Source organism: Spirosoma sp. 209, from assembly GCF_002006735.1.
Classification (GTDB): domain Bacteria; phylum Bacteroidota; class Bacteroidia; order Cytophagales; family Spirosomataceae; genus Spirosoma; species Spirosoma sordidisoli.
Window position 1 is genome coordinate 111,173 of the sequence record NZ_MVEC01000002.1, and the last position, 22,237, is coordinate 133,409.

At 52.1% G+C, this 22,237-nt stretch carries 26 protein-coding genes; 18 read left to right on the forward strand and 8 right to left on the reverse strand.

What is annotated here, in order from left to right; translation table 11 throughout:
- The first annotated feature begins 13 nt into the window (after positions 1-13).
- The 10 genes from B1C80_RS03670 to B1C80_RS03715 all read left to right on the forward strand — a co-directional run bounded on the left by B1C80_RS03670 (position 14) and on the right by B1C80_RS03715 (position 6,620).
- The gene (locus B1C80_RS03670; RefSeq protein WP_077919710.1) at positions 14-1,102 is read left to right on the forward strand and encodes a hypothetical protein; all 1,089 of its coding nucleotides are present in this window, start codon (positions 14-16) and stop codon (positions 1,100-1,102) included.
- An 88-nt stretch (positions 1,103-1,190) separates the two neighbouring features.
- Entirely contained in the window at positions 1,191-1,616 is a 426-nt protein-coding gene (locus B1C80_RS03675) for a hypothetical protein (RefSeq protein ID WP_077919711.1), read from the forward strand.
- A gap of 57 nt (positions 1,617-1,673) precedes the next feature.
- Positions 1,674-2,204: a hypothetical protein gene (locus B1C80_RS03680; protein ID WP_077919712.1), complete on the forward strand. Its 531-nt coding sequence runs from the start codon at positions 1,674-1,676 to the stop codon at positions 2,202-2,204.
- Positions 2,205-2,219: 15 nt separating this feature from the next.
- Positions 2,220-2,432: a hypothetical protein gene (locus B1C80_RS03685; protein WP_077919713.1), complete on the forward strand. Its 213-nt coding sequence runs from the start codon at positions 2,220-2,222 to the stop codon at positions 2,430-2,432.
- Between the two features lie 63 nt (positions 2,433-2,495).
- Positions 2,496-3,158 carry a hypothetical protein gene (locus B1C80_RS03690; RefSeq protein WP_077919714.1) on the forward strand — a complete coding sequence of 221 codons (663 nt, stop codon included), beginning with the start codon at positions 2,496-2,498 and terminating at the stop codon, positions 3,156-3,158.
- The gene (locus B1C80_RS03695; protein WP_077919715.1) at positions 3,142-3,738 is read left to right on the forward strand and encodes a hypothetical protein; all 597 of its coding nucleotides are present in this window, start codon (positions 3,142-3,144) and stop codon (positions 3,736-3,738) included. Before B1C80_RS03690 ends, B1C80_RS03695 begins: the two co-directional genes overlap by 17 nt.
- 19 nt (positions 3,739-3,757) lie before the next feature.
- A complete protein-coding gene (locus B1C80_RS03700) occupies positions 3,758-3,994 on the forward strand; it encodes a hypothetical protein (RefSeq protein ID WP_077919716.1) in 237 nt (78 codons plus the stop codon).
- On the forward strand, positions 3,978-4,256 hold the full coding sequence (locus B1C80_RS03705) for a hypothetical protein (RefSeq protein ID WP_077919717.1): 279 nt from the start codon (positions 3,978-3,980) through the stop codon (positions 4,254-4,256). The genes B1C80_RS03700 and B1C80_RS03705 overlap by 17 nt, the downstream gene beginning before the upstream one ends.
- Complete coding sequence (locus tag B1C80_RS03710) at positions 4,253-4,879, forward strand: hypothetical protein (protein ID WP_077919718.1); 627 nt, start codon at positions 4,253-4,255, stop codon at positions 4,877-4,879. The genes B1C80_RS03705 and B1C80_RS03710 overlap by 4 nt, the downstream gene beginning before the upstream one ends.
- The gene (locus tag B1C80_RS03715) at positions 4,851-6,620 is read left to right on the forward strand and encodes a hypothetical protein (RefSeq protein ID WP_077919719.1); all 1,770 of its coding nucleotides are present in this window, start codon (positions 4,851-4,853) and stop codon (positions 6,618-6,620) included. The genes B1C80_RS03710 and B1C80_RS03715 overlap by 29 nt, the downstream gene beginning before the upstream one ends.
- Before the next feature lie 492 nt (positions 6,621-7,112).
- On the opposite strand, the gene B1C80_RS03720 is transcribed toward B1C80_RS03715, so the two are convergent.
- Complete coding sequence (locus B1C80_RS03720; protein WP_077919720.1) at positions 7,113-9,536, reverse strand: TonB-dependent receptor domain-containing protein; 2,424 nt, start codon at positions 9,534-9,536, stop codon at positions 7,113-7,115.
- 152 nt (positions 9,537-9,688) lie between these two features.
- On the opposite strand from B1C80_RS03720, the gene B1C80_RS03725 reads away from it, so the two are divergent.
- Together B1C80_RS03725 and B1C80_RS03730 are read left to right on the forward strand one after the other, a co-directional pair.
- The gene (locus tag B1C80_RS03725) at positions 9,689-10,318 is read left to right on the forward strand and encodes a DedA family protein (RefSeq protein WP_077919721.1); all 630 of its coding nucleotides are present in this window, start codon (positions 9,689-9,691) and stop codon (positions 10,316-10,318) included.
- A gap of 85 nt (positions 10,319-10,403) precedes the next feature.
- On the forward strand, positions 10,404-11,810 hold the full coding sequence (locus B1C80_RS03730) for a DUF5982 domain-containing protein (protein ID WP_236648599.1): 1,407 nt from the start codon (positions 10,404-10,406) through the stop codon (positions 11,808-11,810).
- A gap of 69 nt (positions 11,811-11,879) precedes the next feature.
- On the opposite strand, the gene B1C80_RS28630 is transcribed toward B1C80_RS03730, so the two are convergent.
- From B1C80_RS28630 to B1C80_RS03745, 4 genes are read right to left on the reverse strand one after another with little or no spacing between them, the layout of a single operon-like run.
- Positions 11,880-12,029, reverse strand: a complete 150-nt coding sequence (locus B1C80_RS28630) for an EamA family transporter (RefSeq protein WP_236648601.1) — start codon at positions 12,027-12,029, stop codon at positions 11,880-11,882.
- Positions 12,030-12,048: 19 nt separating this feature from the next.
- Positions 12,049-12,321, reverse strand: a complete 273-nt coding sequence (locus tag B1C80_RS28635) for an EamA family transporter (RefSeq protein WP_236648603.1) — start codon at positions 12,319-12,321, stop codon at positions 12,049-12,051.
- An 11-nt stretch (positions 12,322-12,332) separates the two neighbouring features.
- Complete coding sequence (locus tag B1C80_RS03740) at positions 12,333-13,604, reverse strand: HAMP domain-containing sensor histidine kinase (protein WP_077919723.1); 1,272 nt, start codon at positions 13,602-13,604, stop codon at positions 12,333-12,335.
- Complete coding sequence (locus tag B1C80_RS03745) at positions 13,601-14,311, reverse strand: response regulator transcription factor (protein ID WP_077919724.1); 711 nt, start codon at positions 14,309-14,311, stop codon at positions 13,601-13,603. The genes B1C80_RS03740 and B1C80_RS03745 overlap by 4 nt, the downstream gene beginning before the upstream one ends.
- Positions 14,312-14,957: 646 nt before the next feature.
- Here B1C80_RS03745 and B1C80_RS03750 point away from each other — a divergent pair.
- On the forward strand, positions 14,958-15,332 hold the full coding sequence (locus tag B1C80_RS03750; RefSeq protein WP_077919725.1) for a nuclear transport factor 2 family protein: 375 nt from the start codon (positions 14,958-14,960) through the stop codon (positions 15,330-15,332).
- Between the two features lie 72 nt (positions 15,333-15,404).
- On the opposite strand, the gene B1C80_RS03755 is transcribed toward B1C80_RS03750, so the two are convergent.
- Both B1C80_RS03755 and B1C80_RS03760 read right to left on the reverse strand, forming a co-directional pair.
- Positions 15,405-15,701, reverse strand: coding sequence for a hypothetical protein (locus B1C80_RS03755; protein WP_077919726.1), 297 nt, complete (start codon positions 15,699-15,701; stop codon positions 15,405-15,407).
- A gap of 51 nt (positions 15,702-15,752) precedes the next feature.
- On the reverse strand, positions 15,753-16,208 hold the full coding sequence (locus tag B1C80_RS03760; RefSeq protein ID WP_077919727.1) for a hypothetical protein: 456 nt from the start codon (positions 16,206-16,208) through the stop codon (positions 15,753-15,755).
- Positions 16,209-17,118: 910 nt separating this feature from the next.
- Between B1C80_RS03760 and B1C80_RS03765 the strand changes: the two genes are divergently transcribed.
- From B1C80_RS03765 to B1C80_RS03785, 5 genes are all read left to right on the forward strand, one after another.
- A complete protein-coding gene (locus B1C80_RS03765; protein ID WP_161492708.1) occupies positions 17,119-18,045 on the forward strand; it encodes an ArdC family protein in 927 nt (308 codons plus the stop codon).
- A 64-nt stretch (positions 18,046-18,109) separates the two neighbouring features.
- Positions 18,110-18,697 (forward strand): hypothetical protein, encoded by a 588-nt coding sequence (locus B1C80_RS03770; RefSeq protein WP_077919729.1) that lies wholly within the window; start codon positions 18,110-18,112, stop codon positions 18,695-18,697.
- Entirely contained in the window at positions 18,694-18,921 is a 228-nt protein-coding gene (locus B1C80_RS03775; RefSeq protein WP_077919730.1) for a hypothetical protein, read from the forward strand. Before B1C80_RS03770 ends, B1C80_RS03775 begins: the two co-directional genes overlap by 4 nt.
- The gene (locus B1C80_RS03780; protein WP_077919731.1) at positions 18,918-19,388 is read left to right on the forward strand and encodes a RadC family protein; all 471 of its coding nucleotides are present in this window, start codon (positions 18,918-18,920) and stop codon (positions 19,386-19,388) included. The genes B1C80_RS03775 and B1C80_RS03780 overlap by 4 nt, the downstream gene beginning before the upstream one ends.
- An 11-nt stretch (positions 19,389-19,399) precedes the next feature.
- Complete coding sequence (locus B1C80_RS03785; RefSeq protein WP_077919732.1) at positions 19,400-19,933, forward strand: hypothetical protein; 534 nt, start codon at positions 19,400-19,402, stop codon at positions 19,931-19,933.
- A gap of 387 nt (positions 19,934-20,320) precedes the next feature.
- On the opposite strand, the gene B1C80_RS03790 is transcribed toward B1C80_RS03785, so the two are convergent.
- Complete coding sequence (locus tag B1C80_RS03790) at positions 20,321-21,817, reverse strand: hypothetical protein (protein ID WP_077919733.1); 1,497 nt, start codon at positions 21,815-21,817, stop codon at positions 20,321-20,323.
- Positions 21,818-22,237 lie beyond the last annotated feature (420 nt).

Here is a 22,237-nt window from a genome sequence, read left to right on the forward strand (position 1 = left end):
CCAGCCAAACCCTGTGGCCACAACCCCTCAACAAGATCTGACCGCGATCAACAACTACGCGGGTCAGTACGAACAGCGCATCCGGACGTCGATTTTTAACGGCCTCGACATCGCTACCGATCTGAACCTGATCACCAACCTGACCGCCCCGCGTATCATGCCTAAGTACAAGGCAAACGAAGGGCTTCGCCCCTACGACGTCGACGTGGTCGACCCCGACGGTCAGGCTGGTACCTTCAGCCAGCGCACCATTGTGCCGCGCACGGCCATGAAGATTTTGCGCGTTGTTCCCGAGGAACTGCGTAAGACGTATCTCTCCGAGATGCTCAAAGCGAACGCGCCCGACTATCCGCAGGGCTTTGCTCAGTACTTTTGGGACGAGCAGATTAAAAAGCAGCGCGCCGAAATCAACAACAACAGTTATTTCGGGGTGGATGGCCAACTGATACCCGTTTACGATGGCGGTACCGTCTACGCGGTCGATGCCCGGGTTCGCTACGCCAATTCCTATTTCAAGTGTCTGGCCATCACCACCGCGGGTCAGTCACCTGAATCGCACCCCGCCAAGTGGCAAAAGGTTAACAACAGCTCGATCAACAAAGGGCTGGGCACCATCATTGCCGACGAATACGCAGCGCTGCCGGCCCGCAACAAAATCGCCATCGGCACGATTGACGCGACTAACGCCTTCGACAAGGTTACGAACTTCTACCTGGCGATCCCGGAAGAAATCCGGAATCTAGGTGGCATCATCCGCTGCTCGCGCTCGACCTACGATAACTACAACATGAGCGCGCTGGCCAAATTCACCAATGGTACTTCATTTCTGGACATCGCTGGCGCCAATGGGAAAGTCATCGGCAAGTCTATTTTTGGCTCGGATGGTAAGTGGATCCTGCAGCCCGCCAGCTGGATGTCCGGCTCGAAGCGGCTGGTGGCCGACGTCGATAAGAACCTCTACTTCGGTACCGATCTGACAAGCGATTTCACCTCGATCGGCCAGATGATCCCCTTCGTCCATGGCTACACCTGCAAAATGCAGCTGGTGCTCGCCTTCCAGATCGCCGATCTGGACATCCTGTTCGTCAACGACCAGGCGTAATTAACTGGCTTTCGATTTCTTCCTTCCCTTTACCCGTTGGTAACCTGCCTGGGCAGGTTACCAACTTTTCCAACCCGCACTGCCAACCATGGCTGAACTAACCGCCGAACAAAAACTCGAAGCCGCCTTGAAAGATATTGAGGGGCTGAAAACCGAGCGTACTACGTATAAAACGGAACGTGACCAGGCCCGGCAGGATCTGGCTAAAGTTGTCGTTGACCTGGAAACAGCCAAAAAGACGCTCATCCAGCAGACCAATCAGCTGGCCGCTAAAGACAGCGAGCTGCAGTCGGCCGCCCGGATCGTTACGGAGCTCAAGCAAACCCTCGCCAGTCAACAGGCCGATAGCGACGCGCTACCCACGATCAGCCACGGTAAAGACAGCTATGAGCTGCTCACCGAGTTCAGCTGGAAGGGCCAGGTGGTAACCGTGGCCACGCTGCGCGACGACGCCAAACTGGTGGCCGAACTGATCCGGGAGGGCGTCGCTACCCTGCGTAAGGTCGTCAAGTAGCCCCGTTACGTTGCCCGCCGTCGGGCCTTTTCTCCATCATAGACTACTCAATTAGCCATGGCTATCGAATACAAAGACCTCCTGGGTCCCAACGGGGAGGAAAACAACATGGGGGGCACCGAGCAGATCGTTTACCTGATCCGCAAGTCGGACGTCAAGACGTATCCCGCCCCGGCCGCGGCACCGGCCAACAAATACGTTATGAACACGCCCTACGTGCTCAACACGGGGAAGAAAGCCATGCAGCTCTATACCACCGAGGACATGTCCGAACTGGATCTAGGCAGCAACGGTGAGGCCGATGGCAAGAGCTTCAAACCCATGCTCAAGCTGTTTTATCCTGGTATCGACGAAGACGCGATTCAGTTCATCAACGACGTTAAAAACGATAAGGTGAACATGCTCGTCCCGCTCAACAACGGCAAAATCATCCAGTTGGGGAGTGGTAAACACTTTATGACCGTGTCGCCTGAAATGAAAACCGGTACGGTATCGGGGCGCGGGCTGGGCACGTTCATTGAGATTTCGGGCTTCGTGCCCAATATTCTCTTCTATAGCGCAGCCGTACCCTTAACGCCGGCCCCTTAACCCCGAGATCGAGCGATGGCTAAACTGTCCAAAGTCGGGCTGGCTCCTCCTCCGCCCCGGCCCTATTCCATCATCGGTCTGACGCCGGCCGCCACGATGCCCATCGACTTCGAGGGACAACGCTACGACCTGGCCAACCTAACCGAATCGGAGCTGAGCTACCTGCTGCAGTTTCCCCAGCAGGTACCCTATCTCCAGACTGACAACGTGGGCGACGTGCCCGTGTAATGTGTGTGAACGGCGAAAGAGCCCGGTTTTGCCGGGCTTCTTTGTTTCACCCGCTCCTTTCCAATGATAAACGAATCGATCGAGCAGCTCAGCGCCTGGCTGGATGCCCCCCTCTACGAGCAGGGCGTGCTACTGTACGAAAAACTGATTTTGCCCACGCCAGCCGGTTCGACCTTCGTGCTGGGCATGCTGAAAGCGGGCGCTGATGACTACAACCGCCAGATCCTACATACGGCCCTGTCCAGCTTGCACGAGCAGCTGGGCGAACGGCTGCTACTCCAGCAAGCCAGCTACCCACAGCCGTTGGTCGATGCCCTGGAGGACGGCAAGCGATTGATGGACGAACGAACCATCCTGAAAGAACGACTCCGGATGGCTTATAACGGGGGAACCAGGGAAGGCGATGAGCTGCGCACCTGGTCGTTTCGCATTCTGGACATCGGCGACGAACTGACGATGATTTACGGCCGGCGGCATTTTTTCGCCGAGCACGGCTATTTGCCCGATGAGTCGGAGCCGGTGGTCCGCTCGGCCCAGGCGCTGCTGACCCGGCGCAACACCCTGCGTACGTTCGTTTCGCGCTATAAAAAACGGCTGGTGGCGGCTGGCACCGAACCCGAGCGGCTGAAATGCCAGACGCTCCTCGCCCAGTATCACAGCGAACTTTTCCAGATCCAGCAACAGCTGGATACGCTAACCCCGACTGACGATGCTATTTCACGCTGACGATGTCCAAGACTTTTGTTTACCCCAGCACCGGCAGGCCGCCCTGTGCCCGGCTGCTGAGCCACCTGAACACACCCATACACTCGTCGGCCGCGTTTCGGATGCTGTCGATGCGGTGTGGCCGCCCCTGGAGGCCGGCCACAGCTACCATTACGCTAGCGCCGGCCTCTGGAGTATGCACGACCTGCTGTTCCACCTCCTGCGCCAGACCGGACCCGCCGACGTCTGGATTGCTACCTGGTCGATGACCGAGGACGCCGTACGCATGCTGGTGCAGGGCCTGGAAGCGGGTGTGATCCGCCGGCTGCGGCTGCTCATCGATGGGCGGGTCACCCGGCGTAACCCCAGCGCTTACGCCTTTGTCAAAGCCCACGCCGAAAAAACGGCCGTATCGGTCTGTCACGCCAAAGTAACCGTCATTCGAAACGAGGCCTGGTCGATGGCCGTCAACGGCTCGCCCAATTACACCAACAACCCCCGGATTGAATCGGGCGTCGTTACTGTCAGTCCCCTGGTGGCTCAGTTTCATATCGGCTGGATCGAAGCCGAGATGAGCAAAGCCAAACCGTTTAATCCCTAACCCGCAAACGCCCCGCCTGATGTCTTCTAAAGCCGACCTGATCAGTATTACCCTCGACGAGCAGGACGAGCCGGTGCTCGAGTTTACCCATAGCGAGACCGATACCACCCTCGATCAGAAACTGCTGGGCAAGCTGCTGCGCCAGATTCACCGCCAGGGCATTGAGCTTCACCTGGTTCGCCATTACACCGACTCAACCGAACGACCGGTCTGGGAGTACCAGATTCGCGCCCTTCCTCATGACACTAACCGCTGATCAACTTACCGAGCTGGAAAGCATGGCCGGCTTTTTTTTCGTACCCGACGAAATCGCCATTGTCCTGGGCGTCGACGCCGTTGCGCTCGAGGACGCCCTGGACGATGAAACCAGTCCCGCGTACCGCGCCTACCAGCGGGGCAAGCTGAAATCAAAACTTGAACTCCGCAAGTCCATCCTGACGCTGGCCAAACAAGGCTCGGGCCCGGCCCAAACGCTGGCCATTCGGCTTCTGGATGATTTGGAGGCCCGCCAGCCATGAACAACGATCTCGCCCTGACCAACTTACCGTCCCGCTTCGAGGATAAATTTGACCGGATCGTCAAGTATTACCGGTGCCAGTTACCCGACACCGATCCTAAAAAGGTCAAACTCTCCCGCGATCTCGCCGAGCAGCTGAGCCACTGGATTACCATTCACGCCCTACTGTCGACGGGCCGGTATCCAAAAACCAGCCAGCAGCTCAACGCCATTCTGAAGGCTATCCCCGGCATTTCGGCCCGCACGGCGCGCAACTACCTGGACGATACCCGCCGTTTTTTTGCGATTCAGGACCAGCCGAACCTGGCCTACGAGCGGGTCATGCTCATTGACGAGATGCGGGATGATATGCGGCTGGCTAAAAAGAAGGGGGATTTACGAAGTCTGGCCGCCCTGCGTCAGATCTATATCAAGCTAATCGGCGCCGACAAGCCGGAGGACCCTGTCGAGAATAAAACGGTCATCAACATTATCAACTTTAACCCCGAGCAGCTGGGTGGCCAGCAGATCAGCGACGAGCAGCTGACCCGGATGATTGATAAGATGCTGGCCTTGGACAAGAAAAAAACGGAAGAACTGTTCGACGATTTCGAAGATGTCAGCTCCCCCCAAACACCTGCCTGATCGCTATAAGCTCGATGAGTTGGTGACGTCCGATCTGCAGATCGCCGTTCGCCTGGCTCACGTGGGCCACGACGCCCACAGTCTCGCCGACGATGTCCAGGCGGTTCACCGGCACTTCAACAAGCCGCAGCTGCGCTCGATGCTGGTCGGGGCTAACGAGGAATACGCCGTCTGGGGGCGGGGCACCGGTAAATCAGAAGGGTTGATTGCACCCCGAACGTTTCGAAACGTGGAAGTCATGCCTCGGGGGCATGGCTGCTTTGTGGGCTCTACCTACCTGCAATTGCTCGAACGCACCCTGCCGCCCGTCATCAAAGGCTGGGAACAGATGGGCTGGGTCAGGGGTCGTGACTTCTGGGTACGGGAACGCCCACCCAAAAAACTCAATGTGCCCCAGCCGATCGTTGGCCCAATCACTACCGAGCATTGCATCTTTTTTCGCAACGGGGCCGTGGCGAGCATGGTCAGTCAGGACCGACCCGGCTCAGCCAACGGCAAAACCGTGCACTGGATCGCCGGCGACGAAGCCAAATTCCTCGATAAAGCCAAACTTGACAATGAGCTGCTACTCACCAACCGGGGCGACGAACGGTATTTTGGCGGCATCCCCGAGTTTCATAGTCTGCTGTTTTGTACCGATATGCCGACCTCGAAAGCGGCCATGTGGATCCTGGAGGAAGAAAAGCGCATGATTGCCCAGTCTAAAGAGTTGGGTTTCGACCGGATCAAAGCGATTTTAGACCTTCGGACCAAGATTTACGCGCTCTACGAAGGCTTGATTGCCTACCCGGGCAAGCGGGCCTCAATCCTGAAAAAGATCCAGACCTACCAAACCCGCTGGGATGCGATCCGGAGCAACACGGTTTATTTCTCGGAGGCCTCCACGCTGGACAATATCCACGGCTTCGGTGCCAAAAACATCGCCCGTCTGCGGGAGAAACTGCCCCCCTTCATCTTTGAAACGGCGATTCTGAACCGGCGTCCATTCTTAACGGAAAACGCGTTTTACCCGGATCTGGACGAACATCACTTTTACGACGAGATTGACTATGGTTTCATCGATAGCTTTGACTTCGACCAATTTGGGAAGGGTCTCTTTGAGGATAGCCGAAAAGACGCCGATGTCGACAAATACCGTCCGCTGGACGTGGCGCTCGATTATGGGGCTCATATAAACCCGCTCCTGGTAGGGCAACCCCACGGCCGGGACTATCGGGTATTGAAGGAAATGTACGTGCGCCACCCGGACCGGGTCGTTGACGTGGCCCGAGCGTTCTGCCGCTATTATAAACACCACCCGGTTAAGGTCATTAATTACTTTTTTGACCATACCGCCATCGGCACCAGTGCCACCAGCGCCACCAGTCCCAAGGACGTTTTCGCCGAATACCTCATGAGTGAAGGCTGGACTGTGGAAGACCGCTACGTCGGTCACACTCCTGAACCCGCCCAGCGCTATGAACTGTGGGGCCGGGCCTTGAGGGGTGGGGATGCCAGGCTGTTTCGGGTTGGCTTCAACCGGAATAATACCGAGTTCGTGCGGATCTCGATGCAGCAGGCCCAGATTGCCCAGGGCAGTACCGGCTTCCGGAAGGATAAAAAAGATGAGAAGAACCATAACCTCGACCAACGGGAAACCACCCACTTCTCGGATGCAGCCGATACCCTACTGTACGGGGCGCACCTGCTTCACCGCTTCGAATCGGATAGCCGTTCCTTCGATGGCGTGTTTATGAGTTAATCGTCCCAACCCTTGCGGTGCGCAGGCCGACCTAACCGGTCAGCCCTCCTTTTTAGCTTGCCTCTTTAGGGCATCTTTGGTTTTTCGGCGGAAAGGGCGATAATTCGTTGTTTAGGAATATTCGGATTACAAACTCAAACCCTTTGTTGAAACGAGATGTTGATTTTTGGAAGTAGCCCCTCTTTCGGATAACAAGTTGAGAAAATAGACCTGAGAAAAGAACGGCGGCTGGTAATAAGTTTTGTGATATTGGATAAACTGGCGTTTAAAATGATGAATATCGAAGGGTATGGCAAAAATTACCAGTAACCTATGGGACGAAGTTGTGCTTTTCAAAAGCATTGCGTTAACCCTATTTTATGTGAATAGCGTCTCTGCTGAAGTATTTACCGGTAACCGATGCCAGAGTACCAAGCCTGAAATAACAACTTGGCCAATTGAAGCACTAGTTTACGTCGAACCGCGTCACTGGTGAGGCTGGTCCGTTTTAGGTTAAAACTTATACCCATAGCCAACCCTCACCACCTGCGTTTCGTAATAGTCGGTGCTGACGTATCGGAAGCCGTCGCCCTGCACCTCGCGTCGGATACGCAGTGTGTTGGCAATATCCGTCGCGTTGATAAACAACTCGCCTTTGCCCTTTTGGATTGCTTTTTTCAAGCCTACATCGATGGAGAAACGGGAGTCGATGCGGCCCTGCGGCACCAGGTCAGGGGCTAAATAGATGGCCGTGAACTGCGCATCGAGCTTTCCTCCTAAGTGAAACAGGCCGTTGACTTTCACGTTCCCCGAAAACAACTGTTGCCGCTCCGCCGAAAACGTGTTTCGGACCGGATATAGATTGACCACCGAGAAGGCATCGATGGTATTCCGGTAGCCATTCAGGTTCAGATTGACCGTGGCCCATTTTGCAAAGCGTTGGGATAGGATCAATTCGACCCCACTCAGGCGACTGCGACCGGCATTCTGAAAAATATTGTAGATCAGGGTGCTGCCAGGGACTATACTGCTGATACGGGTAATGGTGGCCTGCATGGCTTTGTGGTAGGCCGCCGAATACAGATACCCACCGTTCCAGTTGGTCTTGTAGCCCAGCTCGTACGAACTGGTGAATTGCGGACGCAGGCCTGGATTCCCTACTTTGATGATTTCGGCATCGTCGTACTTGGGAAAAATTCGGATGTCCACTTCGTTGGGCCGGTCGACCCGGCGCGTGTAGAAAAGAGACAGTCGGTTATTGTCATTGAGCTTGTAGGCCAGTCGCAATGTCGGGAAGGGTTGCCCATACCGGTAGCCGTCGCTCTTGTACGTGTTGTGGTTCGGGTTTACCTCGTACTGCAAATCCACGTATTCGACGCGCAAACCGGCTTCTACCTCTACTCTCTTCGTTTCGATCAGGTAGTTGCCGTACAGAGCCGGTATCCATTCGCGGTAGGTGGCCGCTCCTCCGGCGTCGACATCCAGCGGGGAGTTCAGACCCGGAAAAAACTGCATATTGGTGGGAATCCACCGGCGACGAAACTTAACCCCGGTTTCAAGTCGGCCGTAAGGCAGCGGCTGCACATAATCGACGGTCAGGTCGGCTACGTTTTCATCCGACAGGAGTTTAAACGAATCCTGGCCCGTGTAGGTGGGCAGTATGTTGGTGAAAAAGTATTTCTCGTCTTCCCGGTGGAATGTGTAGTTGAAACCCGCGTTGAGTAACCGGCCCGGTTGTTTGAACTTGTGCTGCCAGTTCGCCGATGCCGTAACGGTCGTTTTCAGTTCATCTTCCAGAAACTGCCACAGCCGCAGCCGCTCCGAGAGCGTGCCGTCGAAGAACGGTTGGTCGCCCCGGTCGGTGATTTTCTCGCTGCTGAATAATCCCGATACCGTCACCGTATTGGCCGCGTCGACAAACCAGTCGATGCCGGCCTTGCCCGTTACGATGTTGGTGTTGCGGTTTCGTTTGAGTTGCTGGCGAACGACGGTGCCGTCGTTATAAAACCGGTCGGCAAACTCGTTTTTGTTCAGCGTTTGTGTGTAGAGGTTGTCGCCCTGAAAAAACAGGTTGACCTTGTTTTTGCGGTAGTTGAGCGAGAGCGACGGATTGATTTTGGGCGTGTTCCGGTACTGGGGCCGGATGGTCGGGTAGTTTGCCTGTTTCTCCCAGAGGGCACCCACGGCCGCAGCCAGGCCTACTTTACCGTTGAAGCCTTCTTTCTTTTCTTTTTTGTAGATGATGTTGATGATGCCCGCGTTCCCGTTGGCGTCGAATTTAGCCGATGGATTGTTGATGATTTCGACCCGGTCGATGGCTGAAGCCGGAATGTTTTCCAAGCCGGATTGACCGCCAAAACCCGTCAGGGCGGTCTGTTTCCCGTCGATTAGCACCATCACCTGCTTACTGCCCCGCAGTTGGATCTGGCCATCCTCACCCACGGTCACGCCCGGCAGATTTTTCATCGCTTCCAGGGCCGAGCCGCCTGCCTGGCTGATGTTCTCGCCCACCGTAAAGGTTTTCTTGTCCATCGTGCCCGCAACGGCTTCGGGCCCGGCGGTCACGACCACTTCGCTCAACTGAGCCACTTCTTCGGTCAGCTCCAGCGTACCCACGTTCAAAAATTCGCTCAACTGCCCCACCAGTACGGGCTGAAGGCGGGTCCGGTAACCGATGTAAGTCGTTTTCAGCAGGTAGTTGCCCGGTTTAACGCCCGCGAGGGTAAATAGCCCTTCTTCACTGGTGATGGCTCCCGTCACGAAGGCGCTGTCGCTCGGGGTCAGCAGGGTTACGTTCACGAAGGGCAGGAAGACTTTGTTTTTGGCTTCTTTGACAGTCCCCGATAGGGTTACGTTGGTCGTTTGCGCCAGAGCGACAACGGCCGTCGTGCCGACGATAAACAGCGTCCGGTAAACAGAAGAGAGAATCGACTTCATCCGCTTAAGGTAATTGATTACTCAAACCTAACGACCAATTCGGGAGCAATTCTGTAGCAGCCGACGGGCTATCCCGAATTGAGTTGTTACCGGAAGAACTTCAGAAAAACTTCAGATTCGCCCTCTTTTTTTGTCCGCATCAACACAACGCTATGGAAGCTAACGTCATGAGTATACTGGGCCTGAACACGGCCTGGATCGAGTGGGGCGGTACGACCCTGATTGCCGCGCTGGTGTTCATCGAAACGGGTTTTCTGCTGGGCCTGATCGTACCCGGTGGCGAAACGCTTTTGTTCACGGCGGGGCTGCTGACGGGCGTCGGTACGCTGCATTTGCCGGTTTTAGGACTTGTCGGCGTGCTGGTCGTAGCTGCCGTGGCTGGCGATCTGACGGGTTTTTGGATTGGCCGCCAACTCGGTGACCGACTCCGTCACCAGCCCGACACGTTCCTCTTCAAACGAGCCGACCTGGAAGAGTCCGACCAATTTTACCGCAAACACCCGAAGCGGGCCTTACTGATCGGTCGTTTCTTCCCGATCATTCGCACCTTCAATCCGCTACTGGCGGCCAACAGCGGCATGCCCTGGACCCGGTTTTTACTCCTGACCTCTACGGGCTGTATAGCCTATATCACCACCCTGGTGCTGGCTGGATATTGGCTGGGTGGGCGGTTTCCCGGGATCGGCCAATACGTGGAATACATCTTTCTGGGCGTAGTGGTACTGGTACTCGGAACGCTCCTCGTCAAGCGATTTCGCCGATCTGATAATGTACCCCAATAGCGGGTTAGCTGCTGTCTGCACAAGTCTGTAAGCAGTGACCAGTGGGTCTATACAACTTTCATAAATTCATTAATCAACTTACTCAATGAAAAGAATGCTTTGCTTTTTCGGTTTGCTGGGTGGTTTTACCCCACCGACACTGGCCCAAAAGACCGACACCTTGGTGATTGATAGCCTTTCGTTTATTCGCTCGAAGCGCATGTCGGAGGTCGATCTGGCCAAGAAGAGGGAAGGACGCTTTACGACGGGTCTGCCCGATTTATCGTCGGACCCGGTAACGGGGTTTGGCATCGGTATCCGAACCAACACCTACTGGAATGGCACCCGCGCCAACCCGCTCTTCGCCTATACGCCCTACCTGGTGAGGCTGCGCGCCAATGCATCGTACTATACCACCAACGCCCGCGAATTGACCTTTTCGGTGGATGTGCCGTACTATAAAGGATCGCGCTGGCGGTTTCGCGTGGATTTCAAGGCGCAGCAAAACCCGTCGAATCTCTATTTCGGATCAAGCCAAAGCACGCTGGGGCCCCTTCGTTTGCCCTCCGATCCGAACAAAACGTTCGCGACCTATGCCGCCTACGACCGGGCGCGCAGCACCCTGCGGCCTGGTCAGGCGGGCGAAGCCCCCTTCGTGAGCGATGCCTTATCGAACCGGTTTCGGGAAACCGAATTCATGCTCAATCTTAAAGCCGATTATGCCTTAGGTAAGGGCAAATGGCGGGTGATGGGCGGCTACGAGATCCAATCTTTAGCGTACAAAACGTTTCAGGGGACCGAAACGGATGCTATCGATCCCGTCTCGGGGGCGGAGACCAAAGCGCCCAACGGCACGTCCTTGCTGGCCCGTGATGCGCAGCAGGGACTGATTTTCGGCCTCGATGGGGGGCGGGTTTCCATCGTGCAGGGGGCGCTGATTTACGATACCCGTAACTTTGAACCCGATCCAACGCGGGGTATATATATCGAAGTGGCCAATGAGTTTTCTCACCGTGCTATCGGCTCCCAGTTCAATTTTGATAAACTGTTCCTCCAGGGGCGTATCTACCACCAACTGCCTGTCGGGTCGCGAACGGTGCTGGCGGGTCGGATTGGGGCGGGAACCATCTTTGGCCGACAGGCTCCCTTCTTCGAGTATCAGGATCAGTGGAGTCCCGACGGCAGTATTAATGCGCTGGGGGGGCGACAATCCCTGCGGGGCTACCGGGCCAACCGGTTCCTGGCCCGCTCGCTCGCCTTCACCAACGTGGAGCTTCGGGTTCGGCTGGCCGACCTGAAAGTTGGCCGACAAAATTTTGGGTTAGGGGTGGCTCCCTTTTTCGACGCGGGCACCGTGCGTGACCGCTGGCAGGACCTGGATTTTAGCAACATCAAGACATCCTACGGGGCTGGCGCCCGGGTGGCCTGGAACCTCTCGACTATCCTGTTCTTCGATTATGGCTTATCGAAAGAAGACCGGCTATTCTACTTTGGCATCGGGCAGATTTTTTAACCGGACCACCGCGGCACGGGACCGCTCCGGCGTACCAGATGTAGCGGAACCGTAGCCGGAAGTCTTGCTTTATGTCGGCCATACCAGTACCAGCAACCCGATCAAAATCAGCCCACCACCGATCAGCAACTTGGGTGTAACGGGTTCGCCAAGCAACGTAACCGACAGCAGGATCGTCATGACGATGCTTCCTTTATCGATCAGGGCGACATCTGACACGCGGCCAATCTGGATGGCTTTATATCGGACCGCCGACGCGGTAAAAAACCCACGACAGCGTGGTCGTCAGGCCCGATATGGCCAGAAAGCCGACGATGCGGCTGTCGAGCTGACCAACTTCCCGCACGTTCTGGAAACAGAGAAAGTTTAGTAGTACCAGCCCGAAGACGACCGTCGTCCGGACGGCTAATCCCAGGTCCGAACTAATGTCCTTGAGGCCCAACTTGGCGACAACGGCCGTTAAACCGGCAAAGAGCATTGAAATAAGACTGTAAATGACCCAGGTAGGCATAGTCAGTTTTACTAATGAGGAAAATAAACCGAGAAGCTGTGTATTTGCGCTAACTCATCAAATTGATACTGCACGGTCATGCCGTGGCGTTCGGCGATCTGGCGAACCAGGGCTAACCCTAAGCCGGTCGATTCGGGTCGATTGGGGTTCTTGACAAACCGGTCAAAGAGTTGGTCGGACGGAAACGGCAACGGCAGACCGACATTGACGATATTGAAAAAGGTCTTCGTCAAGGTCATTTCTGCACAGGTGGCAGGCAGGGCGTGGATGGTCGCATTTTTAATCAGATTGCTGAATAACACCTCGGCCAGATACGGATTCATCGGCCGAATAACATCCGGGGTGATTCGGCTTACCCAACCTAACTGCCGGTGGTGGGCGTAGGAGGAGAAGTTATGGTGCAGTTTTTGGGCGAGGGCGCTCAGGTCGACGGGTTGCTGATCCAAAAACTGGTTGTTGTCGATCTTGGAGAGCAACAACAAACTTTTGTTGAGGTGAACGAGTCGACCAATGGCCCCCTGGGCCTGTTCCATATACTCGACCTGCTGCTGGGTCAACGGTTCGGTCGCTAAGAGCCGATCCAGCAGCGTGGTGACGATGGACAGGGGCGTTTGCATCTCGTGGGCGGCGTGGTCGGTAAACTCTTTCTGAGCGACGTATTGCCCGTGCAGATTCCGGCTCATATCGTTGAGGGTACGGCCTAATTGACTAAACTCGGTAATTGTGCTGTCGGGAAACGTAGCCGGAGTTTGGGCATCGAGCCGGTAGTTACGAAGTTGATCGATCAGTTGGTAAAAAGGCTGCCACAGTCGACGGGATACCCAGCTAGTCAATCCCAGCAATACCCCCAGCAGGCCCAGGAAGCCGACGATGATAGCCACTGACAACAACTGGGTAATTTCGATAAACTCCCCAATCACCTGCTTTACCACCACCAGGTACGAGCGGTCCGCCACCTGTACGGTGGCCGTTAGTCGGCGGACCGGAACCAACTGCTTCTCGCGCCGGTCGTATTCCAGCGTATCCGAAAATAGGGGCTTCAGAGTATAACCAGGGGCTATTTCTTCCACGTGGGGATTGTCCAGCAAATGCTGCCCCTCGGGCATTGGCCGATCAGTTGTACTCAATTGCTCCTGGACAAAGAGCAAATCGCTGGTGAGCTGCTCATCAATCTCGTAGCGGACCACTCGGCTGATGAGGGTGTGAAACAACCAACCGCCCCCGATGGCCACCGGAACGGCCACCAGCACCAGATACAGCAGGGTTTTACGGAGCAAACTCATGGTGCTGTGGAGAACATATACCCCGCCCCGTACCGGGTTCGGACATAATCGGGGCATCCGGCGTCTATGAGTTTACGACGCAGATTTTTGATGTGGGTATAAAGAAAATCGTGGGAATCGGCCCCGTCCATGTGGTCGCCCCAGACGTACTCGGCAATGGCCGCTTTCGTGAGCAGCCGGTTTGTATTGGCCAGAAAAAACAGTAGCAGGTGGTATTCCTTTTCTGTCAGGTCGAGGCTGCGCTCCTGGACATTCACCCGGTGCGCGAGCGGATCGACTGTGATGTCGCCGTAACTAATGAGGTTGTTTCCCCCGAAAAAACGTCGGCGCAGCACGGATTTGATGCGGGCGTTGAGTTCGGGCAGGTGAAAGGGTTTGGTGATGTAATCGTCCGACCCCAGTTCCAGCCCTACTAATTTATCGTCGAGCGAATCTTTAGCGGAAATAATAATTAGTCCGGGCTGGGCCATTTGCGCAGTAGTTGCCTTTGCAGACCGGTCGTTGCCCTTTAGTTGTCGAATCAGGTTCAGACCATTCCCATCGGGCAGGCTAATATCGACTACCAGGCAGTCATAATCATAATCGTTGAGGGCCTGGGTAGCTTTAACAAAACTGGCGGCCGTCGTCACCACGTACCCTTCCTCTTCCAGAAATTGCCGCATGGCGATCAGCAGGGCGGGTTCATCTTCGACCAGCAGAATTTTCATGGTTTAAACGTTTGATCAAAGATGAACCTGAAATCTGAAGAAATTCTATAGCAGCCGCGTATTGGACTGAACGCTCTACCGTTACCGAAAGAATGGGTTGTCCTTTGCTCACATACTATCGAACAGCTGACGGATGTAGTCGACTTGCTTTTCCATATCATTTTTCGATGACTACGGATCAGTGTTGACAGATAGTAAAAGGGCAGCCTGGTGCTCAAAATGCACATTCTCAATAAACGCTCTTTTAGAAGAATAGAATAATCGATGAATAATTGATCAACATAATAATGCGTTTTCTTTCCCTTTCAAACGTACAATCGGGCTTGTTTTCAGAGCTTGTGTGCGGCTCACCCCTCGGAAAATTCTCTTTACATGTGTGTAGTTATAGAAGGGGTCTGCGATAAGTGTAAACTCACTGTGAGGCAGGAGGTTGTATTTTCCCAAGACCCGTTCTATAACTGATGCTATGTAGAGGTAGTAGATAAAGATAAGTTCGCACGATATACCAGTCATACTATTGGAAATGTGAAAGACTGTCACTACTCGCTTAACCTCAACATATACTAATTAATTATCAAGTCACGCCGATTATGCTTAAGGGTGATACAAGTCCATTTTTGTGGGAGAAACTAACAAATAGTTATGTATGAACCCGTCGAAGCAGATTCAGGAGATGGAGAGAAGACTCCTCAAAGCCATGCTTGCCAGTGATGTGAGTGAACTTGATTCACTTATATCGGACCAAGCTGTTGTTGTTGGACCAGATGGACGATTATCAAATAAGATTGACGATGTAGCTGCTCATCGGGATGGTTTACTTCGTATTCTTACAATGGAACCCCAAGAGGTAACTATTCAACTTATCTCTGAAGGAGTGGCTATTGTCTTTGCACTTATGAAAATGCAAGGAATCTACCAAGATCATGCCTTTAGTGGTCGTTATCGCTACACTCGTGTTTGGCATAATCAGGGCAGAGGTTGGCAAATTTTTGCGGCTCACATTAGCCCAATGCCAAGTTGATATTTTTTTGATACCTTCACCTCGCTTAGAATAGCCACTATATAAGTGGCAATATATTTGCTAAGTAAGCTTTTATATACCTGACAAGTATCGAAGAAGATACGAGATCCGACGAATATCAATGTTTGACGGTATGTAGTCATCATCGGCTTCAACTAGCATCTTTAGCTCAATTACTGCATCATGTAATGAACCCATATCATGATGGCTTGGCTCAGTTGATACGTTATAAAGAGCTTCCTGCTCAATGTTCCAAAAGTAGTCTTGGCTTATCAAAATCTCTTGGCCAGAATAGAGTTGCTCTACATAAACAGCAACAACTTGAGTGAGTAGCGTCTGCAAGTCATTACGACTTATAGTTACTTCCATTATTTTCTGTTGTATAATCAAACACTATGTTAATCTAAAGGAAAGCGCAACTCAATTCTTCTTCAAGATGATCTTGATTTCATGCTGCTTCCCTGGAAATAAATAGCCGTCATATTGGTAACCCGGCGTATTGTTAATCCCTGTGTCGGGAATGGAAGCTTGAATTGTATCGACTGAATAGGACTGCCCCTGAACGTCAAAGTAGTAAGCCCATTGCAGTTCATAACCCAGGCCATCCAATCCCCCCGATTTTAACAAGCCTTGATAGGAAAAAGTCCCGTTCTTATCAGTGCGAATATCTTGACGAGATACTGGATTAGTAACGCCAAAGCCTGTCCCTTTTTTGCCGACTACACTTAAGGGGTAACCCTCAACGGGTTCTCCCGTGTTGAGTTGAACCGTTCCTGTGATGACCGTTCCTTTTTCAACGGCCTTGATGCCACAGCTTAGGCTAGTGGTGAGTATGGCCACTAGCAGGCTATACTTCACCGCTTTTATAGTTTCCATCTTATAGAGACCAGGAAAAGGGTTTAAACGTTGGAAGCCTATTGTATAATCTATTAACAAACGTATTCATAAATTATATCTCTGTCTTCTTGCACAAAGCATTACCTCGTAGGTTTCTGCCAATTGTTTTACCCTGTGGGTCAATCGGTACTGAAGCAGTGTAGCTCGACTAACATACCTCTTCAATGGATCGGTAATCTCAGATGTATTGATCACACGATTCCATAGTAAACGGAATAGGTATTTTAGCCGAAAGTGACCAAAATTATCCCTTCTACGTAGTAGGTTATTGACAGTGATGCAACTCCCCTACTTGCTCAGCAATTCGCAAAACACACTGATCCCTACGATTATATATACCACTCGAGTTGTCGATACCTAGCTAGCGGACCTGTTCAAGTAGGGCACTTTGAGAGGCCCAGGCCTATTAAGCGGACCTGTTTGTGTAGGGCGTAACCGCCCATAGTAGCACAGTCTGCCCCCCTTCATATACCGCCCCTACCCCCACCCCTGCAATTGCATTTCGGCTCAGTGCGTGGCATTGGGGGGCACTTCGTCCCAAACGCGAAGCGTGCACCAAATAATCGACTTAAGCGCCTGAAAGACAATTAGTTAGACCTTTTCTAAATTGCAAAAATAAGTCACAAATCGTTAGGAATTCCTAACACTTTGTATTACCTTTATATAGTGATAGTGAAGGAGTTAAGGGGAAAAATCAGGGGATTTTGGGCAGGGAGACCTACAGGATTTTGAATGGGTTGGCGGGTGATACCAGGTAGGCCGGTATCGGGCGGGTAAGGGGTTCGTTCTTTGATTTCTGGACAGATCAATGCTAGTCGGCACCACCGACGAACGGGCCTACACGGCCCAAATTTTAAAGTCAGTTACACACTTTCAATCAAAAAAAGACATGGAAACCACTGCCAAACGCGATCATTTCGCCGAAGTAACCGAGCGCATTATCAAGAGCCTTGAACATGGGGTTGTACCCTGGCATCAACCCTGGGGGTTTATTGAACCCGCACAGAATCATTTCACGGGCCACAAATACCGAGGTATCAATCAGCTGTTAATGCTAATTACCAATTATGAAACGCCCTATTTCGCCACCATTCGCCAGATCAACGAGGCCGGAGGGCGGGTAAAGAAGGGAGCCAAAAGCTCCGCCGTTTACTTTCACGATTGCATTTATAAAGACGCCAAAACGGGTGCCCGACTAAACGAGGAAGAAGCCCGGGCGCGACTGAAAGCGGGTGATAAAAACGTCAGTAAATACCCTTATATCCGCCTGTTTCCGGTTTTTAATATGCAGGATGTGGAAGGGTGCCCCGTTAAGCCAGTCAGCCACAAGGGAAACAGCGAAAATCAGGAAATAGCCGTTTGCGCTGACTTCGTCACGGGCTTAAACCTAGGGGAAAAGTTGCTAAACAGTCCCACCAGCGGACAGGCCTATTACAGCAAATCGAAAGATCGAATTCTCATGCCTGAACTTTCCCGCTTTGAGTCGTCGGAACATTATTACGCCACATTGTACCATGAATTAACCCATTTTACGGGCCACGCCAGCCGGTTAAATCGGGCCACGCTAACCGACGCGCTTAAGTTTGGCGATACCAATTACAGCAAAGAAGAATTAGTGGCCGAGTTGGGCGCCTGTTTTCTGTGCAATCGCCACGGCATCAATACGGCCTCCGTCGAAGATAACGCGGCCAGCTATATACAGGGCTGGTTAACCAAGTTACGAAAGGATAAGCGGTTTGTCTGGGACGCGGCCAGCGAGGCACAGGCCGCTTTTACGTTCCTAATGGATTGTTCAGAGCAAGCCGTAACCGCCTGATTACTTACCCGATCACTTTACCCAAGTTCAATTTTTTCAAATCAGTTTAATCACTTTCAATCAGATGAAAACGACCAACGCAACAACCAGCACCATCAACAGCGGTAAACCGGCATTTGGCATCAAGCCAACCGAACCCGTAGCCGTTTCTCAACTAATCGCCCAGGCTAAAGAAAAAATTAACCCCGAAGACGTCAAAACGCCAACTACCTACCCGATCCCAACTACTAAACCAGAGGTAGCCCCGCAGATAGAGCCAGCCGCTAAACCCGAGCCAGTACCAGCAACAAAACCGGAGTCAGCAGCAGCCCCCGAGCCGGAGCCAGCCCCCCAACCAATGGCCCTGATGCCTGTACGTAGTCGGTCCGAAGAAATTCAGTTTCAGGTGGACAAAGCCAACCGGCTACAACTGGTCAATACACAACTGGTTAACCTGAAAGGCAAACACGACGAACTAAAAGCATTTTCCTATACCGTAGATCAGAGCGAGGATAGCCGGTTTGGACGTCTGGTCATTTACGATGATGCCAACCGGGAGTTTGTCTGTAAAAATCACGGCTTGGCCGCTCTGGTGGTGGACTACCTGAAAGGGGTATTCTTGCAGAAAATTGACGAGAAAGAAACCGAATTTTTACGGGTGTCCAGATCGTGAGTGACTTTGATTGGCTGATTGTGGACGAGTTGCGCCGGGAGTTTCGGCGCACTCGTCCCCCGGCAAAAGCCATCCTCAACAACTATACCGCCGGCATTTTTCGACTGACCGAACCGCACCGCATCGGCTACCGCATTTTTTGGTATCCGTCGGGTTTAGTGCATCCTACTTCTTTCTGTCATCACCATACCCAATTCGACCTCGTCGAGATCTTAGACGTATGACTATTTTAAACGATTCCGTTACGCCCCGCTTTTGTGTGGCTGAAATTAAAGTAACGTATCAAGAGGACCGTTCTATCAAACGCGAACGGGTAACCAGTAGTCGGGATGCTTTTTATATGTTCCGTCAGCACTGGACCGACCAAATTAACCGACTGGAAGAGTTTTATATACTTTGTTTAAACCGAGCCAACGAGGTAGTAGGTATCTACCTCGTGTCAACGGGTGGAACCGCCGCCACCTACGTAGACGCGAAAGTTATTTTTCAGGTTGCTTTAGGCTGTCACTCGTCCAGCATCATTTTGGCGCATAATCACCCAAGCGGTAATATGAGTCCTAGCGCGCAGGATAAGGAGTTAACCAAAAAGTTTAGGGAAATTGGCCGGTTGCTTGATTGCGTCGTACTCGATCATTTGATTCTTGGGCCTGATCAAGACCGGTATTTTTCATTTGCTGACGAAGGCATTTAATCCCTACGACTATGCCCTATTTCGCCCGGATCAGTAGCCAGTTACGGCCAGCCAACCAGCTACAGCACTATCTACTCAGGCAGGTAGAAACCTACAATCACACCCTGCTACATGACCCAGACAGCTTACTCGCCATCCTGCAAAAATGTACCGATACGGCAAACTATACCTATCGCCGTTGCAGTCCGCAGACGTTGGGGGTTAACCGGGATCATACGACCAAGGAAATTAGAAGCATTTCAGCAGGAGGCTTATTTGCTTTCCACCTTTACAAGGTTGCCCGAACGCTCCACGAGTCAGCACCAGTCTCCGAGCCAACGCCAGTACCCGAGCCGGAACCAGCGCCGGATATAGTCTACAAACGGTTTGCCATTTTCGACGGCCGCGACAGTGAGAAGATCAGCTCACTTCAGCCACTCGACTACTTTACCCCTGAGGTGCAAAAATTACTCATAGCGGATAAGGTTTGGAAAGTCTACGAGAACATTTTAGGCATTCCGTTTGCCGAAGAATATGGAGGAGCCAAACAACATGCCCGCCCCTAGTCCCTTGTTTTGGGCCCCTCTTCTGCCCATTTTAGCGCCGATCTGCCCAAAAGATATGTCCATCCTGGCAAGGTCTGTAACGTTCGTTACAGACCTTTTTTTTGACCTATGCAACTAAAAATATAGTTTCGACAAGCAAAATTTTTACTTTCTTTTTTCTTGGTAAGAAAGTAACAAAGAAAACCGCCCGGATCTACCCCACCCTCGGCACGTTGCTGACGCCTGCTTTTCTGGATTGATGCAGCTTCCACAGCCGATTTACCTATGCTCCCTTCTAGCAACTATGGACGTATTTTGAGTTAATATGAATTAGATGAAGCTAGAAAGGCAGCCTATTGGGGCTGCCTTTCTAGCTTCATCTAATTGCGCTCTTACTGTCCGGCTTTATTATTGGGCCCGGACATTCAAATACTGGACTTCACTGATTTGACCACCATCACAATAGCTGGTGATCGTAACCTTGATGGTCCCATAACCCTGGTTCGAACTCCACTGAACCCCCACATAGGTCCCCCCTGTTATCGTCGTTTGCCCGTTAGAAAATGTTCCTGATAGTGAGTAGTTAGGATAACCCGAAGGAATGACTTGCCAGGTTATTGTAACACTACCCTCAATATTCTCGTACGAGCCAGCTACTCCGTACATAGCATACTGACCCGGTGACACGTTATCAGCTCCTGATATCGTAAAATAAGGCTTGCCCAACTTACTTAGATCAAACCAGCCGAACGCATCAGACTGTCTGGACTCGGTGACACCGGTATCATGGCACTGGCTTGTGACACGCATGCCGAGCGTACTGACGTTGTTTTGAGTTATTAAATTACCAGGTATATCAAAGTAGTTACCACTACCTATGTTCTCATAGATGACGTTATTTAAATCATTGTTGGCCGATATTTTCCAGATGAACTGAGTAGGCCCATTCGTACCATAACCAACAGCTGTATATCGTAGCCCAGCTCCCGGTACGTAGCAGCGGTAAGGGAAAGAAACGGTTGCAGGCGCGTCACATTTGGCTAACTCCTGCTGATCGCACTGACAAGAGGTAAAGGCCTGTATGGTTCCGTAGGCAGCGCCAATGATGGCGCCGATCGCTGAGCCTTTCACCAATATTGTCGCCCCCGATTTTACAATGGCTTCCACGCCACCAATGGCACTGCCCGTGGAGGACAACCCACTGATCGTGCCCACGTAGCAATACAGTTTAGCCCAAAATCCGCAAGCGGACGTGGAACGTGCTTTTGGTTCAGAAACGCCTTCTGATGCAGGCGCCTGTTCCAATCGATAAAGCAGGGCATATTTGACAGTTGACCGCTGATTCAGGACGTCACTTTTCTCGGATGGAGTCAAGACGTTATCCTGCATGATCTCCTTCTCGCGCTGCGCAAACCAGTCCCAGGCAGTTTGCATATCTGGTTGCGTAGCTAGCAGCTCAAGGAGCGAACGCTGCTGGTCTTTGATGATCTGACCCTGTCGCTGGGTATAGCTTTTCTGAGCAACCAAATCATCAATAATTTGGTCATGAGTCCAATGGTTGGCCTTTATCTTCGCCTGATAGGCGTCAAACTTAGCCTTGAACCCTGCTCGTTGATTGGCCGGCAAGTAGGTCAATGGATCAATAGTTGCGGAGTAATATTTAATGTGCCTCAACAGTACCTGACCGTGGGTATTGAAATTAAAGCCAGTTGTATCTCTAGCCCGGGCGTAGGCGTTATTTCTAGCCAGGATATCATCTAACGTAGTAGATCCATTGAGATTTAGGGGTGCTGGCCCCTGCTTGATTTTACTAGGAGCGAGTGAATTTATTTCCGTATTACAGGAGAGCGGTAACAGGATACATAACAATACCCATACCATTGACATTAGAGACAAATTTTTCATGATCTTGATGAGTTTAGAATTGAGTACTTGACACTAATTTCTAAGCATCGCAGGTGATGCTTTCCAGGCTTAGTAGCGCAGACCAGATCAATGAATAGCTAGAACAGCTTTTAGGAGGGTACCTGTAGGCGAGAGATGACTTAAAGTCTCAAAAAGCCAATCTCTAATTTTTACATATGTTGATGATTTAGCAGTGAAACGTTGAACCCCATCTCTGATCGTCAAAATATTACCAGGCTGTTTCCCTGCTAAACTACAACCGAATCGACTATTTGATTAACTTATTATACAATTTATAGGATTAATTATAAATTTATTTGAACTTATTTTATTCATTGTGGGATGCAGTTACACCCCTGCTCATTACTCAAATACTGTTTTTAAATCGAACAATTGAATTAATATATGTACTTACATGAT